Source organism: Streptomyces boetiae (assembly GCF_031845405.1).
In the GTDB taxonomy this organism is placed as follows: Bacteria; Actinomycetota; Actinomycetes; order Streptomycetales; family Streptomycetaceae; genus Streptomyces; species Streptomyces boetiae.
The window spans coordinates 1-18,849 of record NZ_JAVREN010000075.1; the positions used below are offsets into that span (position 1 = coordinate 1).

The 18,849-nt window shown below is 75.7% G+C and carries 13 protein-coding genes and 2 pseudogenes; 8 read left to right on the plus strand and 7 right to left on the minus strand.

Annotation, left to right across the window (positions count from 1 at the left end; all coding sequences use genetic code 11):
* Window positions 1–124: 124 nt before the first annotated feature.
* Window positions 125–1,954 (minus strand): N-6 DNA methylase, encoded by a 1,830-nt coding sequence (locus RM780_RS26595; RefSeq protein WP_311633458.1) that lies wholly within the window; start codon window positions 1,952–1,954, stop codon window positions 125–127.
* 198 nt (window positions 1,955–2,152) lie between these two features.
* Between RM780_RS26595 and RM780_RS26600 the strand changes: the two genes are divergently transcribed.
* Together RM780_RS26600 and RM780_RS26605 are read left to right on the plus strand one after the other, a co-directional pair.
* Complete coding sequence (locus RM780_RS26600) at window positions 2,153–2,797, plus strand: DUF4352 domain-containing protein (RefSeq protein ID WP_311633459.1); 645 nt, start codon at window positions 2,153–2,155, stop codon at window positions 2,795–2,797.
* Window positions 2,798–2,900: 103 nt separating this feature from the next.
* Window positions 2,901–3,068: a hypothetical protein gene (locus RM780_RS26605; protein WP_311633460.1), complete on the plus strand. Its 168-nt coding sequence runs from the start codon at window positions 2,901–2,903 to the stop codon at window positions 3,066–3,068.
* Between the two features lie 9 nt (window positions 3,069–3,077).
* Here RM780_RS26605 and mfd read toward each other — a convergent pair whose 3' ends face one another.
* Window positions 3,078–6,689 carry a transcription-repair coupling factor gene (gene mfd, locus RM780_RS26610; RefSeq protein ID WP_311633461.1) on the minus strand — a complete coding sequence of 1,204 codons (3,612 nt, stop codon included), beginning with the start codon at window positions 6,687–6,689 and terminating at the stop codon, window positions 3,078–3,080.
* Between the two features lie 180 nt (window positions 6,690–6,869).
* Entirely contained in the window at window positions 6,870–7,355 is a 486-nt protein-coding gene (locus RM780_RS26615; RefSeq protein ID WP_311633462.1) for an OsmC family protein, read from the minus strand.
* Between the two features lie 151 nt (window positions 7,356–7,506).
* Here RM780_RS26615 and RM780_RS26620 point away from each other — a divergent pair, with 151 nt between their 5' ends.
* Window positions 7,507–8,304, plus strand: coding sequence for an HNH endonuclease family protein (locus RM780_RS26620; RefSeq protein ID WP_311633463.1), 798 nt, complete (start codon window positions 7,507–7,509; stop codon window positions 8,302–8,304).
* 589 nt (window positions 8,305–8,893) lie between these two features.
* Here RM780_RS26620 and RM780_RS26625 read toward each other — a convergent pair.
* Both RM780_RS26625 and RM780_RS26630 read right to left on the minus strand, forming a co-directional pair.
* Window positions 8,894–11,479, minus strand: coding sequence for an ABC transporter permease (locus tag RM780_RS26625; protein ID WP_311633464.1), 2,586 nt, complete (start codon window positions 11,477–11,479; stop codon window positions 8,894–8,896).
* Window positions 11,476–12,264 carry an ABC transporter ATP-binding protein gene (locus tag RM780_RS26630; protein WP_311633465.1) on the minus strand — a complete coding sequence of 263 codons (789 nt, stop codon included), beginning with the start codon at window positions 12,262–12,264 and terminating at the stop codon, window positions 11,476–11,478. Before RM780_RS26630 ends, RM780_RS26625 begins: the two co-directional genes overlap by 4 nt.
* Window positions 12,265–12,676: 412 nt before the next feature.
* Here RM780_RS26630 and RM780_RS26635 point away from each other — a divergent pair, with 412 nt between their 5' ends.
* The 3 genes from RM780_RS26635 to RM780_RS26645 all read left to right on the plus strand — a co-directional run bounded on the left by RM780_RS26635 (window position 12,677) and on the right by RM780_RS26645 (window position 15,773).
* Window positions 12,677–13,987 carry a glycosyltransferase gene (locus RM780_RS26635; RefSeq protein WP_311633466.1) on the plus strand — a complete coding sequence of 437 codons (1,311 nt, stop codon included), beginning with the start codon at window positions 12,677–12,679 and terminating at the stop codon, window positions 13,985–13,987.
* Window positions 13,988–14,139: 152 nt separating this feature from the next.
* Window positions 14,140–14,808: a SurA N-terminal domain-containing protein gene (locus RM780_RS26640; protein ID WP_311633467.1), complete on the plus strand. Its 669-nt coding sequence runs from the start codon at window positions 14,140–14,142 to the stop codon at window positions 14,806–14,808.
* The gene (locus tag RM780_RS26645; RefSeq protein ID WP_311633468.1) at window positions 14,805–15,773 is read left to right on the plus strand and encodes a nucleoside triphosphate pyrophosphohydrolase; all 969 of its coding nucleotides are present in this window, start codon (window positions 14,805–14,807) and stop codon (window positions 15,771–15,773) included. Before RM780_RS26640 ends, RM780_RS26645 begins: the two co-directional genes overlap by 4 nt.
* A 412-nt stretch (window positions 15,774–16,185) precedes the next feature.
* On the opposite strand, the gene RM780_RS26650 is transcribed toward RM780_RS26645, so the two are convergent.
* Both RM780_RS26650 and RM780_RS26655 read right to left on the minus strand, forming a co-directional pair.
* Complete coding sequence (locus RM780_RS26650; protein WP_394813090.1) at window positions 16,186–16,692, minus strand: SUKH-3 domain-containing protein; 507 nt, start codon at window positions 16,690–16,692, stop codon at window positions 16,186–16,188.
* A gap of 63 nt (window positions 16,693–16,755) precedes the next feature.
* Window positions 16,756–17,301 (minus strand): annotated as a pseudogene (locus RM780_RS26655) (YwqJ-related putative deaminase); the annotation flags it as partial.
* Here RM780_RS26655 and RM780_RS26660 point away from each other — a divergent pair.
* The gene (locus RM780_RS26660) at window positions 17,265–18,251 is read left to right on the plus strand and encodes an SMI1/KNR4 family protein (RefSeq protein WP_311633469.1); all 987 of its coding nucleotides are present in this window, start codon (window positions 17,265–17,267) and stop codon (window positions 18,249–18,251) included. The pseudogene RM780_RS26655 and the gene RM780_RS26660 sit on opposite strands and share 37 nt — an antisense overlap.
* Before the next feature lie 5 nt (window positions 18,252–18,256).
* Window positions 18,257–18,849: pseudogene (locus tag RM780_RS26665) on the plus strand (SUKH-4 family immunity protein); the annotation flags it as partial.

The following is an 18,849-nucleotide window of genomic DNA, read 5'->3' on the forward strand; positions in this document are numbered from 1 at the left end:
GTGGGGGGCGGGCGGCGGGGAGGCGGGCGCGGGGGCCGTACCGTACATGTGCGCTCTCCTCGACTCCCGGGGGCGGTCTCGGCGCTCCGTTCGAAAGGCCGGGCTGGAGGATGATATCCGCCGGTCAGTCGCCCGGGGGAAGCGTTCCGTCGGTGAGGCCGTCCACGGTGCCCTGGATGAGCCGGCGGCCGAGGTCGGTCGCGTGGAGTAAAGCGGCCTCGAACGCGGCTATGGCCTCGAAGCGGCGTCCGTAGCGGCGCTGTTCGGAAAGGGCGAGGCGGGGGACCTTCAGGCGGCGGATGTCGATGCGGGTGGCGCTGGAGGCGTAGCTGCTGGCCTGGCGGGCGTTGGCCGAGGAGCGCAGGAAGCCGGCGAGGAACCACGGGTCGAGGGCCCCGGGGTCGGGGCGCAGCAGCCCGGTGTGGCGGTCGGGGGGGGCGCAGCCGTCCTCGACGGCCCGGGGGGCCTCCTGGCCGTCGAGGAGGAGGGGGACGAGCACGTCGCCGCGGCGGGGCTGCCCGGTGGGCGGCAGGTGGATCTCCAGGGCGCCGGAGCGGGCCAGCTCGCCGATGGTGACGGTGGACCAGCGGGGCCCCGGGGGGGCGCCGGGCGGGGGGTCCTCGGGGGCGAGGTCCTGGGTGCGGCGGAGGGTGTCGGCCAGGTCGCGGCGGACGGCCGCGAGGGTGGCCGTGTCGGCGGACTCGGCGGGCGCGGGGAGGTGGCGGCCGGGGGCGAGGTCCACGTCGTCGTCCAGCAGGTCGATGACGGGGACGGCGCGGTGCACGCCGGGGCTCTCGGGCAGGTCGCCGTCGCGGTCGAAGGCGGTCCAAGCGTCGAGGACGGTGTGGCGCAGGGCCTGCCAGTCCAGCCCGTCGCGGGAGTCGGGCGGGCGGTGTGCGGCGGTGTCCACCACGAGCAGGCGGGGGGCGGGGGCGGCGGCTCCGCCGGGCTTGCGCAGCACCCACAGGTGGAGCGGGAGGTTGTGCGGGGGGGCGGCCCCGGCGGGGAGCGCGATGACGGCGCGCAGGGCGCCGCGGCGCAGCAGCGCGGCCCGGATGCGGCGGCCGGTGCGGCGGGAGGCGGCGGCGGGGGGCATGAGGAGGACGGCGATGCCGCCGGGGCGGAGTTTGGCCAGGGCGTGCTGGACCCAGGCAAGCTCGGACTCGGTGCGGGCGGGGAGCCCGTACTCCCAGCGGGGGTCGTAGGCCAGCCGCTCATGGCCCCAGTTCCGCTCGTTGAACGGGGGGTGGGTGAGGACCGCGTCGGCGGCCAGGCCGGGGAAGGCGTCCGCCAGGAGGCTGTCGCCGGCGCGGACCTGGACGGCGACGGCCGAGCCGCGCAGGGCCAGGCGCCCGCCGCCGAGCCGGGCCAGGGCGGGGTCGGCCTCCTGGCCGTACACCTCGGCCGGCCCGGCCGCCTCGTGCCCCGCGGCCAGCAGCGTGCACGGGCCGCAGGCGGGGTCGTAGAGCACCTCGGCCGGGCCGGCCAGCGCGGCCATCAACTCCGCGGCGCCGGGCGGGGTGAGGCTGAGGTGGCGGACGGCGGCGGTGTCCAGGAGGCGGGCGAGAAGGAACTCGTAGGCCGTGGACGGGCCGGCCTCCGCGGCCAGGCCGGCGGCGGCCCCGGCCAGCGGCCCGGCCCCGGCGGGGGCGCGCTCACCGTGCCCGATCAGCTGCTCGCAGATCCGGGCCAGGGCGTCGGCGGGCCCCGCGGGGTCGGACTCGACGAGCTGCCAGAGGCGTTCGCGCAGCGGGACCTCGGCGAGCTTGCCGTGCGCGCGCAGCCAGGTCTCGACCTCGGGCAGCGAGAACGTGGGGCTGGCGGCGGAGCCGCCGACGGGGCGGGGGAAGTGCTCGTAGCGGCGGCGCCAGTTGCTCACGGCGGCGCGGCCGACTCCTGCGAGGCGCGCGATGCCGGCGGCGGTGACCTCGGCGTCGCTGTGCTGGCCCGGCACGTGACTCCCCTCCCTGGGCGCGGTGTTGATCAACCCTACTGATTGATCCCGTCCCTCTGACTGTGTCCACAGCGATTCACATGAAACCCGATTCGATTCATCAGATCGAGTGTTGACTCGATTCACAGACCATGGTCTCATTGACCGCGCCGACCAGCCCAGTGGGGGCGGTCGATTCAGGGAGGGACCCCAGTGGCCATGACCACCTCACGCCGTGCTGCCCGGAAGTCGCGGATGCTCGCCGTCGCCGGCGTCACCGCAGCGACGCTTGCGCTGGGCGCCGGCCTCACCGCCTGCGGCAGCGAGGACGAGCCGGAGAGAGCCTCGTCCGCGGGCGGGTCGGAGCAGGAGCAGCCCTCCGGGGAGGGCTCGCCGGACGGAAGCGGCGAGCAGGGCGACTCCGGCGCGGCCGAGGAGCAGCCGACCGAGGAGCCGCAGACGGACGAAGGGCTGTTCGGCGCCGGCGAGACCGCCGAGTGGGAGGACGGCCTGCAGATCACCGTCTCGGCCGTCGAGCCGTACACGCCCACCGAGTACGCCATCGGCCACACCGAGGGCAACGATGCCTACGGCCTGTCCATCTCGGTGGAGAACGCTGGCTCCGAGCCGATCGACATCACCTTCATCCTGCCCACCGCCCGGGCCGGCGCGGACGGCGTGACCGCCGAGGAGATCTTCGACGAGACGACCGGCTCCGGCTTCGACGGCGAGCTGGCCCCCGGCCGCTCCGCCACCGCGGAGTACGCCTTCAGCGTCCCGGCGGGCTCGCCCACCCTGGAGATTCAGATAGAGCCGGGCCTCGACCTCGACGCCAGCCCGGCGACCTGGGAGCTGCCGCTCTGATTCCGGAGCGCGCCTGAGGTGCCCGCGGGGCCGGCGACGGAGAGGCTGGAGCCGTCGCGGCCCCGCGGGCCATCCGGGGGGAGCCTCAGCCCGCGGCGGCTCCGTGGGCGTGGCCCGCGCCGTGCGGGTGCGCCGCGTCCTCGCGGCTCGATCGCGTGCCCACGCCGCCCCGGCCGAGGGCGACGACATCGCCGAGAGCGTCGTCGCCGAGAGCCTGCGCCTTCGCCGCGCGGCTGTCGCGCCGCCGGGCGGCGGAGCGACGGCCGGCTGAGCGGGGCCGTCAGCTCCCCGGGATCGTGGTCAGGAATTCGCCGGTCCAGGCGAGGAGGTCGCGGCCGGTGAGGGGCTTCCCGCCGATGCGGGCGGTCGCGGGGCGGGGGACGAGGACCTGGCCGGTGGCGCGATTGAGCACCGACCCGGGGTAGACCCGGTTCAGCCGCAGCTCCTGCGACTCGCGCAGGTCCACGGGCGAGAAGCGGACCTTGTTCCCCTGGAGGGTGACGTCCGTGACCCCGCAGGCGCGGGCCAGCATCCGCAGCCCGGCCACCAGGAGGAGGTTTTCCACCGGCTCCGGCAGCGGCCCGTACCGGTCGGCCAGCTCCTCGCGCACCGCCCGGATGTCCTCCTCCGTGTTCGCCGCCGCGATCGCCCGGTACGCCTGGAGCCGCAGCCGCTCCCCCGGCGCGTAGTCGTGCGGCACGTGCGCGTCCACCGGCAGCTCGATCTTCACCTCCAGCAGCGACTCGTCCGGCTCCCCGGCCCCGCCCGACTCCAGCGCCGCCCGGTAGTCCGCCACCGCCTCGCCGACCATCCGCACGTACAGGTCGAAGCCGACCCCCGCGATGTGCCCGGACTGCTCGCCGCCCAGCAGGTTGCCCGCGCCGCGGATCTCCAGGTCCTTCATCGCCACGTACATCCCCGCGCCCATCTCCGTGTGCTGCGCGATCGTGGCCAGCCGCTCGTGCGCGGTCTCCGTCAGCGGCTTCTCCGGCGGGTAGAGGAAGTACGCGTACCCCCGCTCCCGGCCCCGCCCGACCCGGCCGCGCAGCTGGTGCAGCTGGGAGAGGCCGAAGGTGTCCCCGCGCTCCACGATCAGGGTGTTGGCGTTGGCGATGTCGATGCCGGACTCCACGATCGTCGTGGAGACCAGCACGTCCCACTTCTTCTCCCAGAAGTCCACGACCACCCGCTCCAGCGCCGTCTCGCTCATCTGCCCGTGCGCGGTGGCGATCCGCGCCTCCGGCACGATCTGGCGCAGCCGGGCCGCGGCCCGGTCGATGGAGTCCACGCGGTTGTGGATGTAGAAGACCTGCCCCTCGCGCAGCAGTTCGCGCCGGATGGCCGCGCCGATCTGCCGCTCCTCGTACGGCCCGACGAACGTCAGCACCGGGTGCCGCTCCTCCGGCGGCGTGGTGATCGTCGACATCTCGCGGATGCCGGTGACGGCCATCTCCAGCGTGCGCGGGATGGGCGTGGCGGACATGGTCAGCACGTCCACGTTCGCCCGCAGCTTCTTCAGCTGCTCCTTGTGCTCGACGCCGAAGCGCTGCTCCTCGTCCACGATCACCAGGCCGAGGTCCTTGAACTTCACCTCCGAGGAGAACAGCCGGTGCGTGCCGATCACCACGTCCACCGCGCCCTCCCGCAGCCCGTCGAGCACCGCCCGCGCCTCCGCGTCGCTCTGGAAGCGGGACAGCGGCCGGACGGTCACGGGGAACTGCGCGTACCGCTCGGAGAACGTCCCGAAGTGCTGCTGCACCAGCAGGGTCGTCGGCACCAGCACGGCCACCTGCTTGCCGTCCTGCACGGCCTTGAACGCCGCGCGCACCGCGATCTCCGTCTTGCCGTAGCCGACGTCCCCGCAGATCAGCCGGTCCATGGGCACGGACTTCTCCATGTCCACCTTGACCTCGCCGATGGTGGTCAGCTGGTCCGGCGTCTCGGGGTAGGGGAAGGCGTCCTCCAGCTCCCGCTGCCAGGGCGTGTCGGGACCGAAGGCGTGCCCGGGGGCGGCCATCCGCGCCGAGTACAGCTTGATCAGGTCGGCGGCGATCTCCTTGACGGCCTTCCTGGCCCGCGCCTTGGTCTTCGTCCAGTCCGCGCCGCCGAGGCGGTGCAGCGAGGGCGCCTCGCCGCCGACGTACTTGGTGACCAGGTCGAGCTGGTCGGTGGGCACGAACAGCCGGTCCCCCGGCTGCCCGCGCTTGGCCGGGGCGTACTCCACGACCAGGTACTCGCGGGTGGCGCCCTGCACCGTGCGTTGCACCATCTCGACGTAACGGCCCACGCCGTGCTGCTCGTGAACGATGTAGTCGCCCGCCTCCAGCGTCAGCGGGTCGAGGGTCTTGCGGCGCCGGGCGGGCATCCGCGCGCCCTCGCGCCCGGCCGTGCGCTGCCCGGTCAGGTCGGTCTCGGTCAGCACCGCCAGGCGCAGGCCCGGCGCGAGGAAGCCGTGCTCGATCGCGCCGCAGGCCACGTGCACCAGCGAGGGCGCGATCTCCCCGTCCAGCGAGCCGTCCAGGCGGGCCGCGATGCCCTCGCCGCCCAGCACCTCGGTGGTCCGGGCGGCCGGCCCGTGCCCCTCGGTGAGGTAGACCACGCGCCAGCCCTCGGCGAGCCAGCCCTTGGTGTCGGCCAGGGCGCGGGCGATGTCGCCGCGGTAGGTCTCCGGGGCGCGCAGGCCCAGCCGGAGGGTATCGGGGTCCTCGTCCTCCCCCGTGCCGCCGACGAGACCCGCCCCGTCCGCGCCGGCCCCCGACAGGTCCGCGGCGGGCAGGTCGGCCGCGAAGGGCGAGACCGACCACCAGGCGACGCCCAGCTCGGCGGCCCGCTCGCGCACCTCGGCCAGCCCGCGCAGCGAGGCCGCGCCCACGTCCAGCGGCGCCTCGCCCGTGTCCGACATCGCCGCGGCGGCCCACGACGCCTGGAGGAACTCCTGGCTGGTGGCCACCAGGTCCGCGGCCCGGGCCCGCACCCGCTCCGGGTCGCAGACCACGGCCATGGACCCGGCCGGCAGCACATCCAGCAGCAGCTCCATGTCGTCCACCAGCACCGGGGCCAGCGACTCCATGCCCTCCACGGCGATGCCCTCGGCGATCTTCCCCAGCAGCTCGTTCAGCTCGGGGTGGTGCTCGGCCAGCGCAGCCGCGCGCCGGCGCACCTCCTCGGTCAGGAGCAGCTCGCGGCAGGGCGGGGCCCACAGGCCGTGCTCGGCCACCTCCAGGGAACGCTGGTCCGCGACCTTGAAGTAACGGATCTCCTCGACCTCGTCCCCCCAGAACTCCACCCGCAGGGGGTGCTCCTCGGTCGGCGGGAAGACGTCCAGGATGCCGCCGCGGACGGCGAACTCGCCGCGCTTCTCGACCAGTTCGACGCGGGCGTAGGCGGCTGCGGCCAGCCGCCCCGTGACGTCCGCGAGGTCGGCGCTCTGCCCGCCGCGCAGGGACACGGGCTCCAGGTCGCCCAGGCCCTTGACCTGCGGCTGGAGCACGGAGCGCACGGGAGCGACGACCACGGAGACCGGCCCGGCCCCCGGGTCCTCGCCGGAGCGCGGGTGCGCCAGGCGGCGCAGCACGGCCAGCCGCCGGCCCACGGTGTCGGCGCGGGGCGAGAGCCGCTCGTGCGGCAGGGTCTCCCAGGCCGGGTACTCCACCACGCCGTCCGGGGGCAGCAGCGAGCGGAGGGCGGCGGCCAGGTCCTCCGCCTCGCGGCCGGTGGCCGTGACGGCGAGGACGGGCCGCCCGGCGCGCCGGGCCAGGGCCGCGACGGCGAAGGGGCGGGCGGCCGGGGGGCCGACCAGGTCCAGGTGGCGGCGTTCGCCGCCGGCCGCGGCGACCGCCTCGGCGAGGGCGGGCTCGTGGGCGACGGCGTCGAGGAGGCCGTGGAGGCTCATGGGCGTTCCCTCCGGTGGCTCGGGCGGGCGGACGGGCGGGGGGCGGCTGCGGCGCGGCCCGGCCGCCGCGAGCGGGGCGGCGGGCAACGCGAATCACCCGGCACGCGCCGCGGGCCGGGGGTGTCCAGGGTACGCGCCCGCGCGGGGGGCGCGCGGGCGCGGCCGTGACCCCGGCCGGCCTCACGCCCCCTCGACCTCGACGCGCGGATCGTGGCGGACGGGGAAGTTCACGGAGTTCGCGATGAAGCAGGCCCGGTGCGCGTCCTCGTGCAGCGCGGCGGCGGCCTCGGCCATCCCGGCCTCCGCCACCGTCACCACCGGGCTGAGCACCACCTCGGTGAAACGGCCGCTGCCGCCCGCCTGCTCGGTCATGGTGCCGCGCGCGCTGTCGGCGTAGCCGGTGACGACCACGCCCTTGAGCGAGCAGAACGCCAGGTAGCTGAGCATGTGGCACTGGGAGAGCGAGGCGATCAGCAGCTCCTCGGGGTTCCAGCGCTCGGCGTCCCCGGCGAAGGCGGGGTCCGCGGTCCCCAGGATCATGGTCGGCTTGCCGCCGGCCGTCACCTCGTGGTCGCGGGCGTACGCGCGGTAGGCGGACGTTCCCCCGCCCGTGTTCCCCGTCCAGCGGACGGTCACCTCGTACCCGTGCTCCCGGTTCCTGGCCATCGCGCGCTCCCTCCTGCGCCCTCCGCACCGTCTGCGGCGCCTGCGCCGTCGCCCGGCCCCGGGCGTCCCGTGCGCCCCTCTATTACAACGCCGGCGCACGCCTCCCGCGCAGGCGGCCCCGCGCGCCCTCCCGCGCCGCGATGACGTGTCCATGCCCCCGAACCGTTACCTGGCGCACCCCGCGCTGAAACGTTCCGTCGCCACCATGGCCAGCGCGGCGGCCCCCCAGCCCCCGCCGAGCCGAAGTCGCCCCCACACCAAGGGAGTTCGCGTGTTCCACCTGCGCAGATCCGGCACGCCCCGGCGCGGTTTCTACGCGCGTCGCAGCCTGGCGTTCCTCGCGTCCCTCACCGGCCTCATCACCCTCGCCACGCTGTTCACCGGCCCCGCCGCCCACGCCGCGCTGCCCACCCCGGTCAGCGCCTCGACGGCCCGCTCCTACCTCTCCCAGCTACCGGTGCGCACCGAGAACCGCACGGGCTACGACCGCGACCTCTTCCCGCACTGGACCACCCAGTACGGGAACTGCAACACGCGCGAGGTGATCCTCCAGCGCGACGGCACGAACGTCGTGACGGACTCCAACTGCGCGGCGGTCAGCGGCCGTTGGTACTCGGTCTACGACGGCGCGACCTGGTACGCCGCCTCCGACGTGGACATCGACCACCTCGTGCCGCTCGCGGAGGCGTGGGACTCCGGCGCGGGCTCCTGGTCGACATCCCGCCGCCAGCAGTTCGCCAACGACCGCACCCGGCCTCAGCTGATCGCCGTGACCGACAACGTCAACCAGGCCAAGGGCGACCAGGACCCGGCCACGTGGATGCCGCCGCGCTCCTCGTACCACTGCGTCTACGCGCGTGCGTGGGTCCAGGTGAAGTACTACTACGGCCTGTCCGTGGACTCGGCCGAGCGCAGCGCGCTCTCGAGCATCCTCAACGGCTGCTCCTGAGCGACGCGGTCCGGCCGCGGCGGCGGCCGGACCGCCCTCCCACGCCCCTCCCCGTCCCGGTGTCGTGCTCACAACCGCCCGGGGCGGGGAGGGGTCACCATCCGGCCGCGGGCCGGTGGTGAAACGTGGCGGCCGGCGGCGGCTCGGAACGCCGGCCCCACGTCGCGTCGCCTCTGGCCCGGAAGGGGAAGCCCCGGCCCGGAGGCAGGCAGGACCGACCAGAAGGGTCAGGGCCCGGGCCGCATGACCGGCGGCCCCGGCTCACCAGCGGGGCCCGGGCCGCGTGACGGCGGCTCGGGCCCCGCTTTGCCCTGCCGGGCGGGCTTTGCCCTGCCGGGCGGGCTTTGCCCCGCCGGGCGGGCGTTCGCGGCGGGTCCGGCCGCCCGCCCCGGCAGCGCCCCAGCCCGGTCGGCCTTCGGTCGTCCTGCCCGGCGGCCCTACCGCGGGCGTTGCCCTGCCGGGCCAGCCCGCCCTCCGGGCAGGCGGCCGTCCCATGTGACCGCCGCGACCGGCGGCCCCCCGGCCGCCGGTCGCGGCGCCGGCCGGCACGGGCCCGGCGCGGGCCGGCCGGACGGCGCCCCCGCCCGGGTCAGTCCGTCGCGATCGCCGTCAGGATGTTCATGCGGCCGGCGCGGAAGGCGGGGATGAGGGCGGCGAGGAGGCCCACCAGGGCGGCGCCGACGAAGACGGAGATCAGGGTGGGCCAGGGGATCTCCAGGACGGGCATCCCCTCCAGCGCCAGCAGCCGCTGGCCCGCCGCACCCCAGGCCAGGCCCAGGGCCAGCCCCAGCACCGCGCCGAAGAGCGCGATCGCCACCGACTCCAGCCGGATCATCCGCCGTAGCTGCCGCCGCGAGAGCCCGATCGCCCGCATCAGGCCGATCTCCCGGGTCCGCTCGACCACGGACAGGGCCAGCGTGTTGACCACGCCCAGGATCGCCACGACGATCGCGAGGGCCAGCAGCCCGTAGACCATGTACAGGAGCTGCCCGACCTGGTCCTGGATCAGCTCCTTGAACTCGGACTGGTCGCGGACCTCCATCTGCGGGAACGGCTCCATCGCCGCGTCCAGCGCCGCCCGCGCCTGGTCCTGCCGCCCGTCCTCGGCCGTGGCCAGCAGCATCAGGGGCAGCGGCAGCGCCTCGGCCGGGACGTTGGCCTCCAGCGTGTCCTGGGAGACGTACCAGGCCGGGTAGAAGGCGCTGTCGCCGGAGACGACCGCGCCGATGGTCAGCGTCGCCGTCTCCCCGTCCGCGAACGCCACGGTCAGCTCGTCGCCGACCCCGACCCCCTCGTCCTCCGCGAAGGCGTCGTCCACCGAGATCCCGCCGTCCGCGAAGGCGTCCGCGACGTCGCCCTCCAGCACGTCCAGCTGGATGTCCGTGGCGTAGTCGGCGGGCGCCGCGCCGAGCCTGACCTCGTGCGCCGCGCCGTCCGGCGTGGTCACGTCGGCCTCGGCCTCCGTGAACGGGGTGACCCGGGCCAGCCCCTCGACCCCGTCCACGGCCTGGGCCGCCTCGGGCAGGATCGGCAGGAAGTTCGCGGTCTGCACGATGTAGTCCGCGCCCAGGGACTCGTCGATCTCCTGCGTGGCCGAGGCGACCATCGAGGAGCCGACCACGGACAGGCCCGCGACCAGCGCGAGGCCGATCATCAGCGCGGAGGCGGTCGCGCCGGTGCGGCGCGGGTTGCGCAGGGCGTTGCGCTCGGCCAGGCGGCCCACGGGCCCGAAGATCCGCAGCAGCACGGCGGCGATGCCGCGCACCACGAGGCCGACCAGGGCGGGCCCGACGAGGATCAGGCCGACGAGGCTGGCGACCACGCCGAGCCCGAGCAGGCCCGAGCCGCCCGCGGCGTCCTCCGCCGAGGCCGTTCCCGCGAGCGCGGCAAGGCCGGCCAGGGTGAGCGACGCCCCCACCGCGGCCCGGACGCGACCGGCGCGGACATCGCCGGGCATGCCCGCGTCGCTCAGCGCCGCCATGGGGCTGATCCGCCCGGCGCGGCGGGCGGGGATGTAGGCGGCGAGCAGGGTGACGATCACGCCGAGCACGAGGCCGGTGACCGGCACGGACCACTCGACGGTGAGGTCGGAGGTGGACAGGTTCATGCCGAGCAGGGACATCAGCCGCATGAGACCGACGGCCAGGCCGATGCCGGCGGCGAAACCCGCCGCGGAGCCGAGGAGGCCGAGCAGCAGGGCCTCGGTGAGCACCGAGCGGTTGATCTGGCGGCGGTTGGCGCCGATGGCCCGCATCAGGCCGATCTCGCGGGTGCGCTGGGCGACGAGCATCGAGAAGGTGTTGACGATGAGGAAGATCCCCACCAGGAGCGAGACCCCGGCGAAGCCGAGCAGGACGTACTCCATGATCGACAGGATCTCGCCGATCTCGTCCCTGTTCTCCTCGATGTACTCGGCGGCCGTCTGGAGCTTATAGGTGTCCGCGCCGACGACCGCGGCGACGGCGTCCCGCAGGGCCTCGTCCGTGACCGCGCCGGTGGAGTCGACGTAGACGGTGGTGAACGCCTCCTCGCCGCCGAGCAGGATCTCCTGCGCGGTGGCCAGGTCGGTGTAGACGATGGCGGCGCCGGGGTTGGTGACCAGGAAGTCGGCGATGCCGGTGATGGTCGCGTCGTGAGTGCCGAAGACGGTGATCAGCCGCAGCCGGTCGCCCACGCCCAGGCCGCTGTCCTCTGCGGTGTCGCCGTCGAGCATCACCTCGCCGGGACCGCCCGGGACCTCGCCCTCGGCGATCTCCATGGAGCGCAGCTCGACGTCGGACCAGTTGGTGACGACGGTGGGGGCGCCGGTGGTGGGGCCGATGTTCTCGTTCGTCTCGGGGTCCACGGCCACCGGGCTGGTGGAGGCAACGGTGCCGGTGACCCGTTCGACGCCCTCCACGGCGGCGACCTCCCCGGCCACGGTGGCCGGGACGGTGTCGGGAACGCCGGAGGTGGGGTTGTCCTCGAAGGCGGAGCGGTCCTCGTCCTCGGCGGGGGCGAGCATGACGTTGGAGGCGGTCTCCGCGAACAGCCGGTCGAAGGTGGTGTTCATGGTGGCCGTGAAGACCAGGGTGCCGCAGACGAAGGCGACCGAGAGCACCACCGCCATGCCGGAGAGCAGCATCCGCCCCTTGTGGGAGAAGAAGCTGCGCAGGGAGGTCTTGAGGACGGTCACGACACGCGCCCCTGCCCGTCGAAGCCGCGCATCCGGTCCAGGACGGCGTCGGCGGTGGGCTTGCGCATCTCGTCCACGATCCGGCCGTCGGCCAGGAAGACGATGCGGTCGGCGTGGGCGGCGGCGACGGGGTCGTGGGTGACCATGACGATGGTCTGGCCCAGGTCGTCGACGGAGCGGCGCAGGAAGCCCAGGACCTCGGCGCCGGCGCGGGAGTCGAGGTTGCCCGTCGGCTCGTCCCCGAAGATGATCGCCGGCCGGGCGGCCAGGGCCCTGGCCACGGCGACGCGCTGCTGCTGGCCGCCGGAGAGCTGGGCGGGGCGGTGCTTGAGGCGGTCGGCCAGGCCGACGGTGGCGATGACCCGCTCCAGCCACTCCTTCTCGGGCTTGCGGCCGGCGATGTCCATGGGGAGGGTGATGTTCTCCAGGGCGTTCAGGGTCGGGAGGAGGTTGAACGCCTGGAAGATGAAGCCGATCCGGTCGCGGCGCAGCCGCGTCAGCTTCTTGTCCTTCAGGCCGGTGATCTCGGTCTCCCCGACCCAGATCCGCCCGGAGGTGACGGTGTCCAGCCCCGCCAGGCAGTGCATCAGCGTGGACTTGCCCGAGCCCGAGGGGCCCATGATCGCGGTGAACACGCCCTGTTCGACGTCCACGCTCACCTCGTCCAGCGCCAGGACGCGGGTCTCGCCGCTGCCGTAGGACTTCACCAGGGCCTCGGCGCGGGCCGCCACGGCTGTCCGTCCTCCGCTGCCCCCGGTCGCCGGAACCTCTACAGCCGTCGTCACGTCGTCTCCCTCTTCCCTTCTCCGCGTTCTCCGCGTTCTCCGCGCCGGCCGCCCGGCGCCGTTGGCCAAGGCTGTCGCCGGACGTCACCGACCGCACCAGAGTAGGCAGCGGAGGCCGGCGCCTCGTCCCCCGCCAGGACGAGCCGCACACCAGGGGGAGGCGGGGCCGCCCCCTAGGGGATCGGCGCCCGGCGCACGACCGCCGCGGACGTTCCACGAACAACCGCGGGCGCTCAACGCCCCTACCGCGCACGGCCGTTGACCGCCACCCGGCGCGGGGCACCCCACCACGCGCGGTAGTCTGGGCCTCCCCTCGCGGGCCCACCCTCACCCCCCTTCACTCCCCTCCCCCTGCCTTTCACCTCTCCTTTCACCTCCGCTCTTCCGCTCTCGACCCAAGGGATTCAGGCGAATGGGAAGCGCTGTGCCTCGCGCCGCCGTGATCGCAGACTCCGACAGCCGGTGGCGGTGGGCCGCCCTCACCGCCCGCAAGATCGCCCCCGGACACGCGCTGGACGCCCGCCTGCTGTCCTGCGCGACCACCCCGGCCCCCCGCCAGATCGAGGACGCCGGCGTCCTCCCCGACACAAGCCGGGTCGTCACCGTCGCCGAGGCCCTGGCCGACCCGGCCGTGGCCGAGGCCGACCTGCTGGTCCTCGGCACCCTCGGCGGCACCGCCCTCGCGCTCCTCCACAGCCTGGGGGCCGCCTGGGACGGCGGCTCCCGCCGCCCCGTCGTCATCACCGGCTACGCGGGCGCCGTATACGAAAACCTCGTGGACGGCCTGCTGCTGCGCGCCGGGGCCGACCTGGTCCTGGCCAACAGCCCGCACGACGCCCGCCGTTTCCGCGAGGCGTACCGGGGTGCGGGCGTGGACGAGGAGTGCGTGGTCGAGGCCGGGCTGCCCTTCCTCGGCGGCCCGCGCTACGACCCCTCGGCCGTGGCGCGCGGGGAGCGTCCGTTCACCGTGTGCTTCGCCGTGCAGCCGACCGTTCCCGCCTCGCCCGCCGCCCGCGCCGGGCTGGTGGAGAAGCTGCGCCGCCACGCCCTGCGCCACCCCGAACGCCAGGTGCTGATCAAGCCGCGCACCCGCGCCGGGGAGACGGGCACCCGGCCCGAACGGCACGCGTTCCGGGACCTGTTCGAGGCGCTGGGGGACCGGCCCCCGAACCTCGGCCTCGCCGAGGGCTCGATGGCCGAGGTGCTGAACCGCACCGACCTGCTGGTGACGCTCAGCTCCACGGCGGCCTTCGAGGCGATGCAGCGCGGCATACCCACCGCGATCCTCACCGATTACGGCATCCGCGAGGCGCACGGCAACCACTTCTTCGTCTCCTCCGGCGCGCTGGCCTCCTTCGCGCAGCTCGACGAGGGCCTGGTGCCGCGGCCCGGGTACTCCTGGACCACCGAGCACGGCATCGGGCAGCGCGACCCCTTCGGCCCGGCCCGGGCGCGCGTCGCCCAGCTCCGGACGCGGGCCGCGCTGCCGCGGGTGCGGCCGTTCTACACGCCGCAGAACGCCCCCGACTACCTGGAGGGGCTGCTCGGGCGGCACGGCCTGGGGCTGAGCGGGCAGCCGCTGCCCGACGGGCAGGCGGGGCGCGCCGGTTCGGGCGCGATGCGGCGGCTGATCCAGCGCGGGGCGGGCGGCCTGTACCGGGTGGGAACGACCCGGGTGGCGCCCGTCATCAGGAGGCTCGCGGAGGGGGCGCCGCAGGGATGAGCGGGCGCCGGGGCGGACCCGGCCCGGCGGCCGGAGCTCGCGCCCCGGCGCGCGACGCAGTGCTGACACGCCCCCGCGGCGCTGCATAAGATCGGGCGTCAGAGATCGCGAGGCATCCCGCGTACCGACCCGACACCCTCGGGAGTGGCCCAGTGAAGCGCCGCACGTCAGCCCTGTCCGTTACCGCCGCCGCCCTGCTGGCGGCCACCGCCGCTCCGCTGCTGACCGGCTGCTCCACCGACGCGCACCCCGGCGCGGCGGCCGTGGTCGGCGACGAGCGGATCACCGTGGCCAGCGTCCAGGCCCAGGTGGAGGCTGTCCGCGACGCGCAGCGGGAGCTGCCCGAGGGGGACCAGCTCATCGCCGCCAGCGGCGCCCTGACCCGGGACACGGTCGCCAACCTCGTCCAGCTCCGCCTGCTCGAAGCCGCCGCCGAGGAGGCCGGGGTCTCCGTCTCCCGCCGCGACGTGCAGGAGGAGCGCGAGCGCTCCGAGCGCGCCGTGGGCGGCGCCGAGGCGCTGGAGCGCGCGGCGCTCACGCCCCAGGTGGGCATCCCGATGGCCGGGGACGAGCAGATCGACCAGACGATCCGCGGCCAGCTGCTGTACCAGCGGCTCGCCCAGCGGATCGGCGCGACCACGCGGCAGGACATGGCCGCCGCGCTGGCCGAGACCGCCGAGGAGATCGGCGTGGACGTCAACCCCCGCTACGGCGACTGGGACAGCGAGATCTCCTGGCTCTCCGACGAGCCCGCGCCGTGGCTGCGCGAGGCGGACGCCGGTGACGAGGGTCCGGGGCAGCCGGTTACGCTCGACGGGTGAGCGCCGAAGGCCGGATCGTCCTGCTGACCACCACCCACCGGGTGGCCCCCGGCCTGCTGTCCTGGCCCGCGTGGCAGGCGCTGCGCGCGGCCGACGCGGTGCTGTGCCGGGACCCAGGGCACCCGCAGTTGCCGTACGTCAAGGAGGCGGGCGTCGCCGTCGAGGCCGGGCCGCTGCCGGACGCGGCGGGCCTGGCGGGGCGGTGCGCGGGCGGGCGTTGCGTCGTGGTCCTCGCCGCGGCGGACGGCGAGCCGGCGCTGACGGACGGCCTGGCGGCGCTGGCCGGGCGCGGCACGCCGCTGCCGCACCTGGAGCTGCTGCCCGGCTCCTACGACCTGCCGGGCGCGCGACTGCTGGACCTCGTCCAGGTGATGGACCGCATCCGGCTGGCCTGCCCGTGGGCCTCCACGCGCACGCACGCCGACCTCGCCCGGTACGGGCTGGAGGAGATGTACGAGCTGATCGAGGCGATCGAGGCGGGGGACCGGGCCGAGCTGCGCGAGGAGCTGGGGGACGTGCTGCTCCAGGTCGTCTTCCACGCGCGGATCGCGGAGCAGGACGCGGAGGACCCCTTCGGGATCGACGACGTCGCCGGGGCCATCGTCGCCAAGCTGATCCACCGCCACCCGCACGTCTTCGGGGACGCGCGGGCGGAGACGGCGGAGGACGTCAAGGAGCTGTGGCTGCGCACGAAGGCCGCGGAGAAGCGGCGCTCCTCCGTCACGGACGGGGTGCCGCTGGGCCAGCCGGGGCTGGCCCTGGCCGCGAAGCTCGCCGGCCGCGCCCGCGCCGCGGGCCTCTCCGTCCCGCTGCCCACCGGCACGGCCGACGGCGGGTACGGCTACCGCCTCCTGGCCCTGGCCGCCGAGGCGGAGGCCGCCGGCATCGACCCCGAAACGGCCCTCCGCGCCGCCGCCCGCGCCTACCGCACCGCGATCCGCTCCGCGGAGACCCCGGCGGCCTGAGGCGCCTCGCCCCGACCGCCTTCCCGGCCGGCCCCCGGGCATCAGGACGGCACCGCCAGGACGGCCCCGGCCCGGGCGCAGGGCGCGGCTGTGGCGCCTCCGGAGGCGGTCACCGGGCCGGGACGCCTCGGTCGGTCGGCCCGCCAAGGCCGTTTCCCCGACGGGCCGCTGCCCGCCGTCGCCCGCGCTCCCGGGCCGGATCGGATCAGCCCTCGCGCGGGCCCGGAGTTCCCCGGCGGGCGCCAGGGCCGTTCCGTTGCGGGACACTTCGCGCCGCCGCGCGCGGTGCGGACCGCGGTCCGCACCGGCCGGAAGCGCGAGCGCGCGGTGGGCGGCCCGCCGAGGGCGCTCGCCGGGCGAGGCTTCGGCCGCGGCCCGCCGGCCGGGAGCGGCGGCCCAGGGGGCCGGGGCCTCACAGGGCCTCGTCCGGCGGCACCAAGCGGTGCGGGAGGGCGCCCGTCAGGAGGGTGGTGAGGCCGGTGAGGACGTCCGGGCCGAGGTACCAGTCGCCGGTGTGGTCGACGCAGTACAGGCGGGCCTCGCGGTCGATGGCCAGCAGGGCCGTTCCGCCGCCCTCCTCGCCCAGCGGGCACAGCTCGGTGCCCAGCGCCCGCCCCAGCTCGCCGAGGGTGCGCGCCCAGTGCAGGCCACGCAGCGGGTCGATGACGACGCCCGTCGCCGCGTACGCCTGGCCCGGCCCCGCCGGGCCCAGCGTCAGCTCGCCCAGCTCGGCCCACGTCTCGAAGGCCGCGGGGAAGAGCGCGTGCGGGTGCCCGTGCGGCGAACGGTGCGTGCTGAGCGCGTCGGCCCAGTGCTCCGCCAGCGCCGCGTGCTGCCGCCCCGGCACCCAGCCCGCCGCCATCAGTGCCTGGTCCACCGTGCCCGAGGACCACGGCGCGCCGGTCGCCAGGGCGTCCACGAGGACGGGGACGCCCCACGCCTCCGTGTGGGCCCCGCTGACGCTGCGGACCCCGAGCCGGGCGAGCAGCACGTCGCAGGAACGGCAGTGCGGGGCGTACGCGCCGTGCTGCGGGTCCCCGTCCTCGCGGATGTGCCGGGTGGTGATCCCGGCGTCCGCGAGCGCGCCCCGCGCGTCCGCGACGCTGCCCGCGCCGGCCTCCGCCAGGCAGCGGGAGAGCAGCGCCGGCTCGGGGCAGCGCCCCAGGTGCCGCTCGCGCTGCGCCGTACCCAGCCCGTCCAGGATCTCCTGGACGACCGGGTGCAGGTCGGGTACGGCTGCGGCGCGGCTCGCGGTGCCGGTGAGGGTCTGGCCGAGGGCCGGGAGGGACAGCGCGGCGGCGGTCGTCGGCAGGATGCCGTCGCGGCGGTGCAGGAGCACGGGGGGCACCGGTCCGGGGTCCCGTCGATGGCGGGGATCGCCCGGCGGCTGGCCGTGGATATCCGATATCACGTGCTCGATCGTGCCACCCGCAGGCGCACCCCATAGGCTGTCGTGCGACAGCGAGAGGTTACAGCAGGGGGCGTACCGCCATGACGAGAGGTCGGCTCGGGCAGCAGGCCGCGCCACCGAACAGGGCCTATGCCGGGCAGGTCGTGCAGTTTCCCGACCCGGTGCGGGCGGCCCGTTTTCCGCAGGGCATCAGAGTCGACGAGGACGGTTTTCCTGATTTCTCGCCGTATGCGAGAGCCGCGGCGGACATCGCCGAGCCCCCCGAGGGCTTCGGCGTGGACGAGCTGCGCCTGACGGACTACGTCTCGGCGAACGCGACCCTGCACGCCGCGGGTCACGAGCTGTGGGCCGACCTCCCGCCCGTCGCCACGCCGCACGGCTGGACCTGGCACCACGTCGCGCGCACCCGCCGCCTCGAACTGGTCCCGGCCGAGGTCAAGGCCCTGCTGCGGCACCACGGCGGCGTGGCCACCGCGGCCGTCGACCACCACAAGCGCGGCACGCGCCCCCTGGCCGACCCGAAGCCGGTGCACTTCGCCGTGCCGCACCGGGTCGCCGTGGAGGAGGACCGGGTGCGCGCCGCGGAGGAGCGGCTGGGGTACCGGCTGCCCGAGGCGTACCGGTCGTTCCTGAAGGCCGCGGGCGGCTGCGCCCCGGTCGGGGTCGGCCTCGACGCGGAGCTGGGGCTGCTGCTGGACCAGCCGTTCTTCACGCTCCGCGAGGAGGCGGCGGTCAACGACCTCGTGTACATCAACAAGTGCCTGCGGGACCACCTGACCAAGGATTACCTGGGCATCGCCTTCGTGCAGGGCGGCATCGTCGCGCTGAAGGCCAGGGGCGCGGAGGCGGGCTCGGTCTGGCTGTGCCCGTACGACGACGCCGCGGACCGCGACGGGCTGACCGTCGAGCAGCGGGTGGCGGATCTGCTGCTGCCCTGCGGCGAGGACTTCGACGCGTTCCTGCTCCGGCTGGCGGGGAATCCGCCGGAGCTGGAGACGGTCGCGAAGCTGATGGTGGACGGGGGCTTCGCCCGCGTCGTTCCCGTTCCGGTTCCGGGGGAGGGCTGAGCGCCATGGTGACGTTCGCACAGGCGCAGGAGCGCGCCGAGCGGTGGGTCAACGGCTCGCCCGTGCCCGTGGAGGGCGCGCCCGTCCGCGAGGTGCGGGTGCGGGAGTTCGACCTGGGCTTCGTGGCCTGGGCCGAGGACGCGGCCGGGGCCCCGGCGGGCGGCGGGAAGCTGGTGATCGCGCGGGACAGCGGGGACACCACGCTGTGGCCGGCGCTGCCGGTCAGCGAGGTGATCCGCCGGTACGAGGCGGAGTACGGGGCGCGGTCCGCCGCCGCCCCCGCGCCCGAGGAGGGGCAGCGCATCGACCTGAACGCCACGTCCTTCCTGCTCACGCCGCCGCAGTGGCTCCAGGAAGCGGCGGACCGCGCGGCATCGGGCGCTCCGGCTCCGGCTCCCGCGGGGCCGCCCGCCGGCGTCCCGGGGCCGCCGCCCGCCCCGGCGGCGGCCGGAAGCGCGCCGCCGTGGGGCGCCCCCGCGGGCCCGCCCGCTCCCGGGGCGCCCCCGGCCGGGGCCGCCGCCCCGCCGCCCTTCCCCGGCCCGCGTCGCGAGGGCGAATCCGCCGGGGAACGCCCGGGCGGTCCGTCCGGGGACTCGGG

What these genes read in the sequence shown, in the direction of transcription:
- RM780_RS26660 (WP_311633469.1), top strand. Translation starts at nt 17,265, where the DNA reads ATGACGAGAGGTCGGCTCGGGCAGCAGGCCGCGCCACCGAACAGGGCC.
- RM780_RS26620 (WP_311633463.1), top strand. Translation starts at nt 7,507, where the DNA reads ATGCCCCCGAACCGTTACCTGGCGCACCCCGCGCTGAAACGTTCCGTC.
- RM780_RS26615 (WP_311633462.1), bottom strand. Translation starts at nt 7,355, where the DNA reads ATGGCCAGGAACCGGGAGCACGGGTACGAGGTGACCGTCCGCTGGACG.
- mfd (WP_311633461.1), bottom strand. Translation starts at nt 6,689, where the DNA reads ATGAGCCTCCACGGCCTCCTCGACGCCGTCGCCCACGAGCCCGCCCTC.
- RM780_RS26600 (WP_311633459.1), top strand. Translation starts at nt 2,153, where the DNA reads ATGACCACCTCACGCCGTGCTGCCCGGAAGTCGCGGATGCTCGCCGTC.
- RM780_RS26635 (WP_311633466.1), top strand. Translation starts at nt 12,677, where the DNA reads ATGGGAAGCGCTGTGCCTCGCGCCGCCGTGATCGCAGACTCCGACAGC.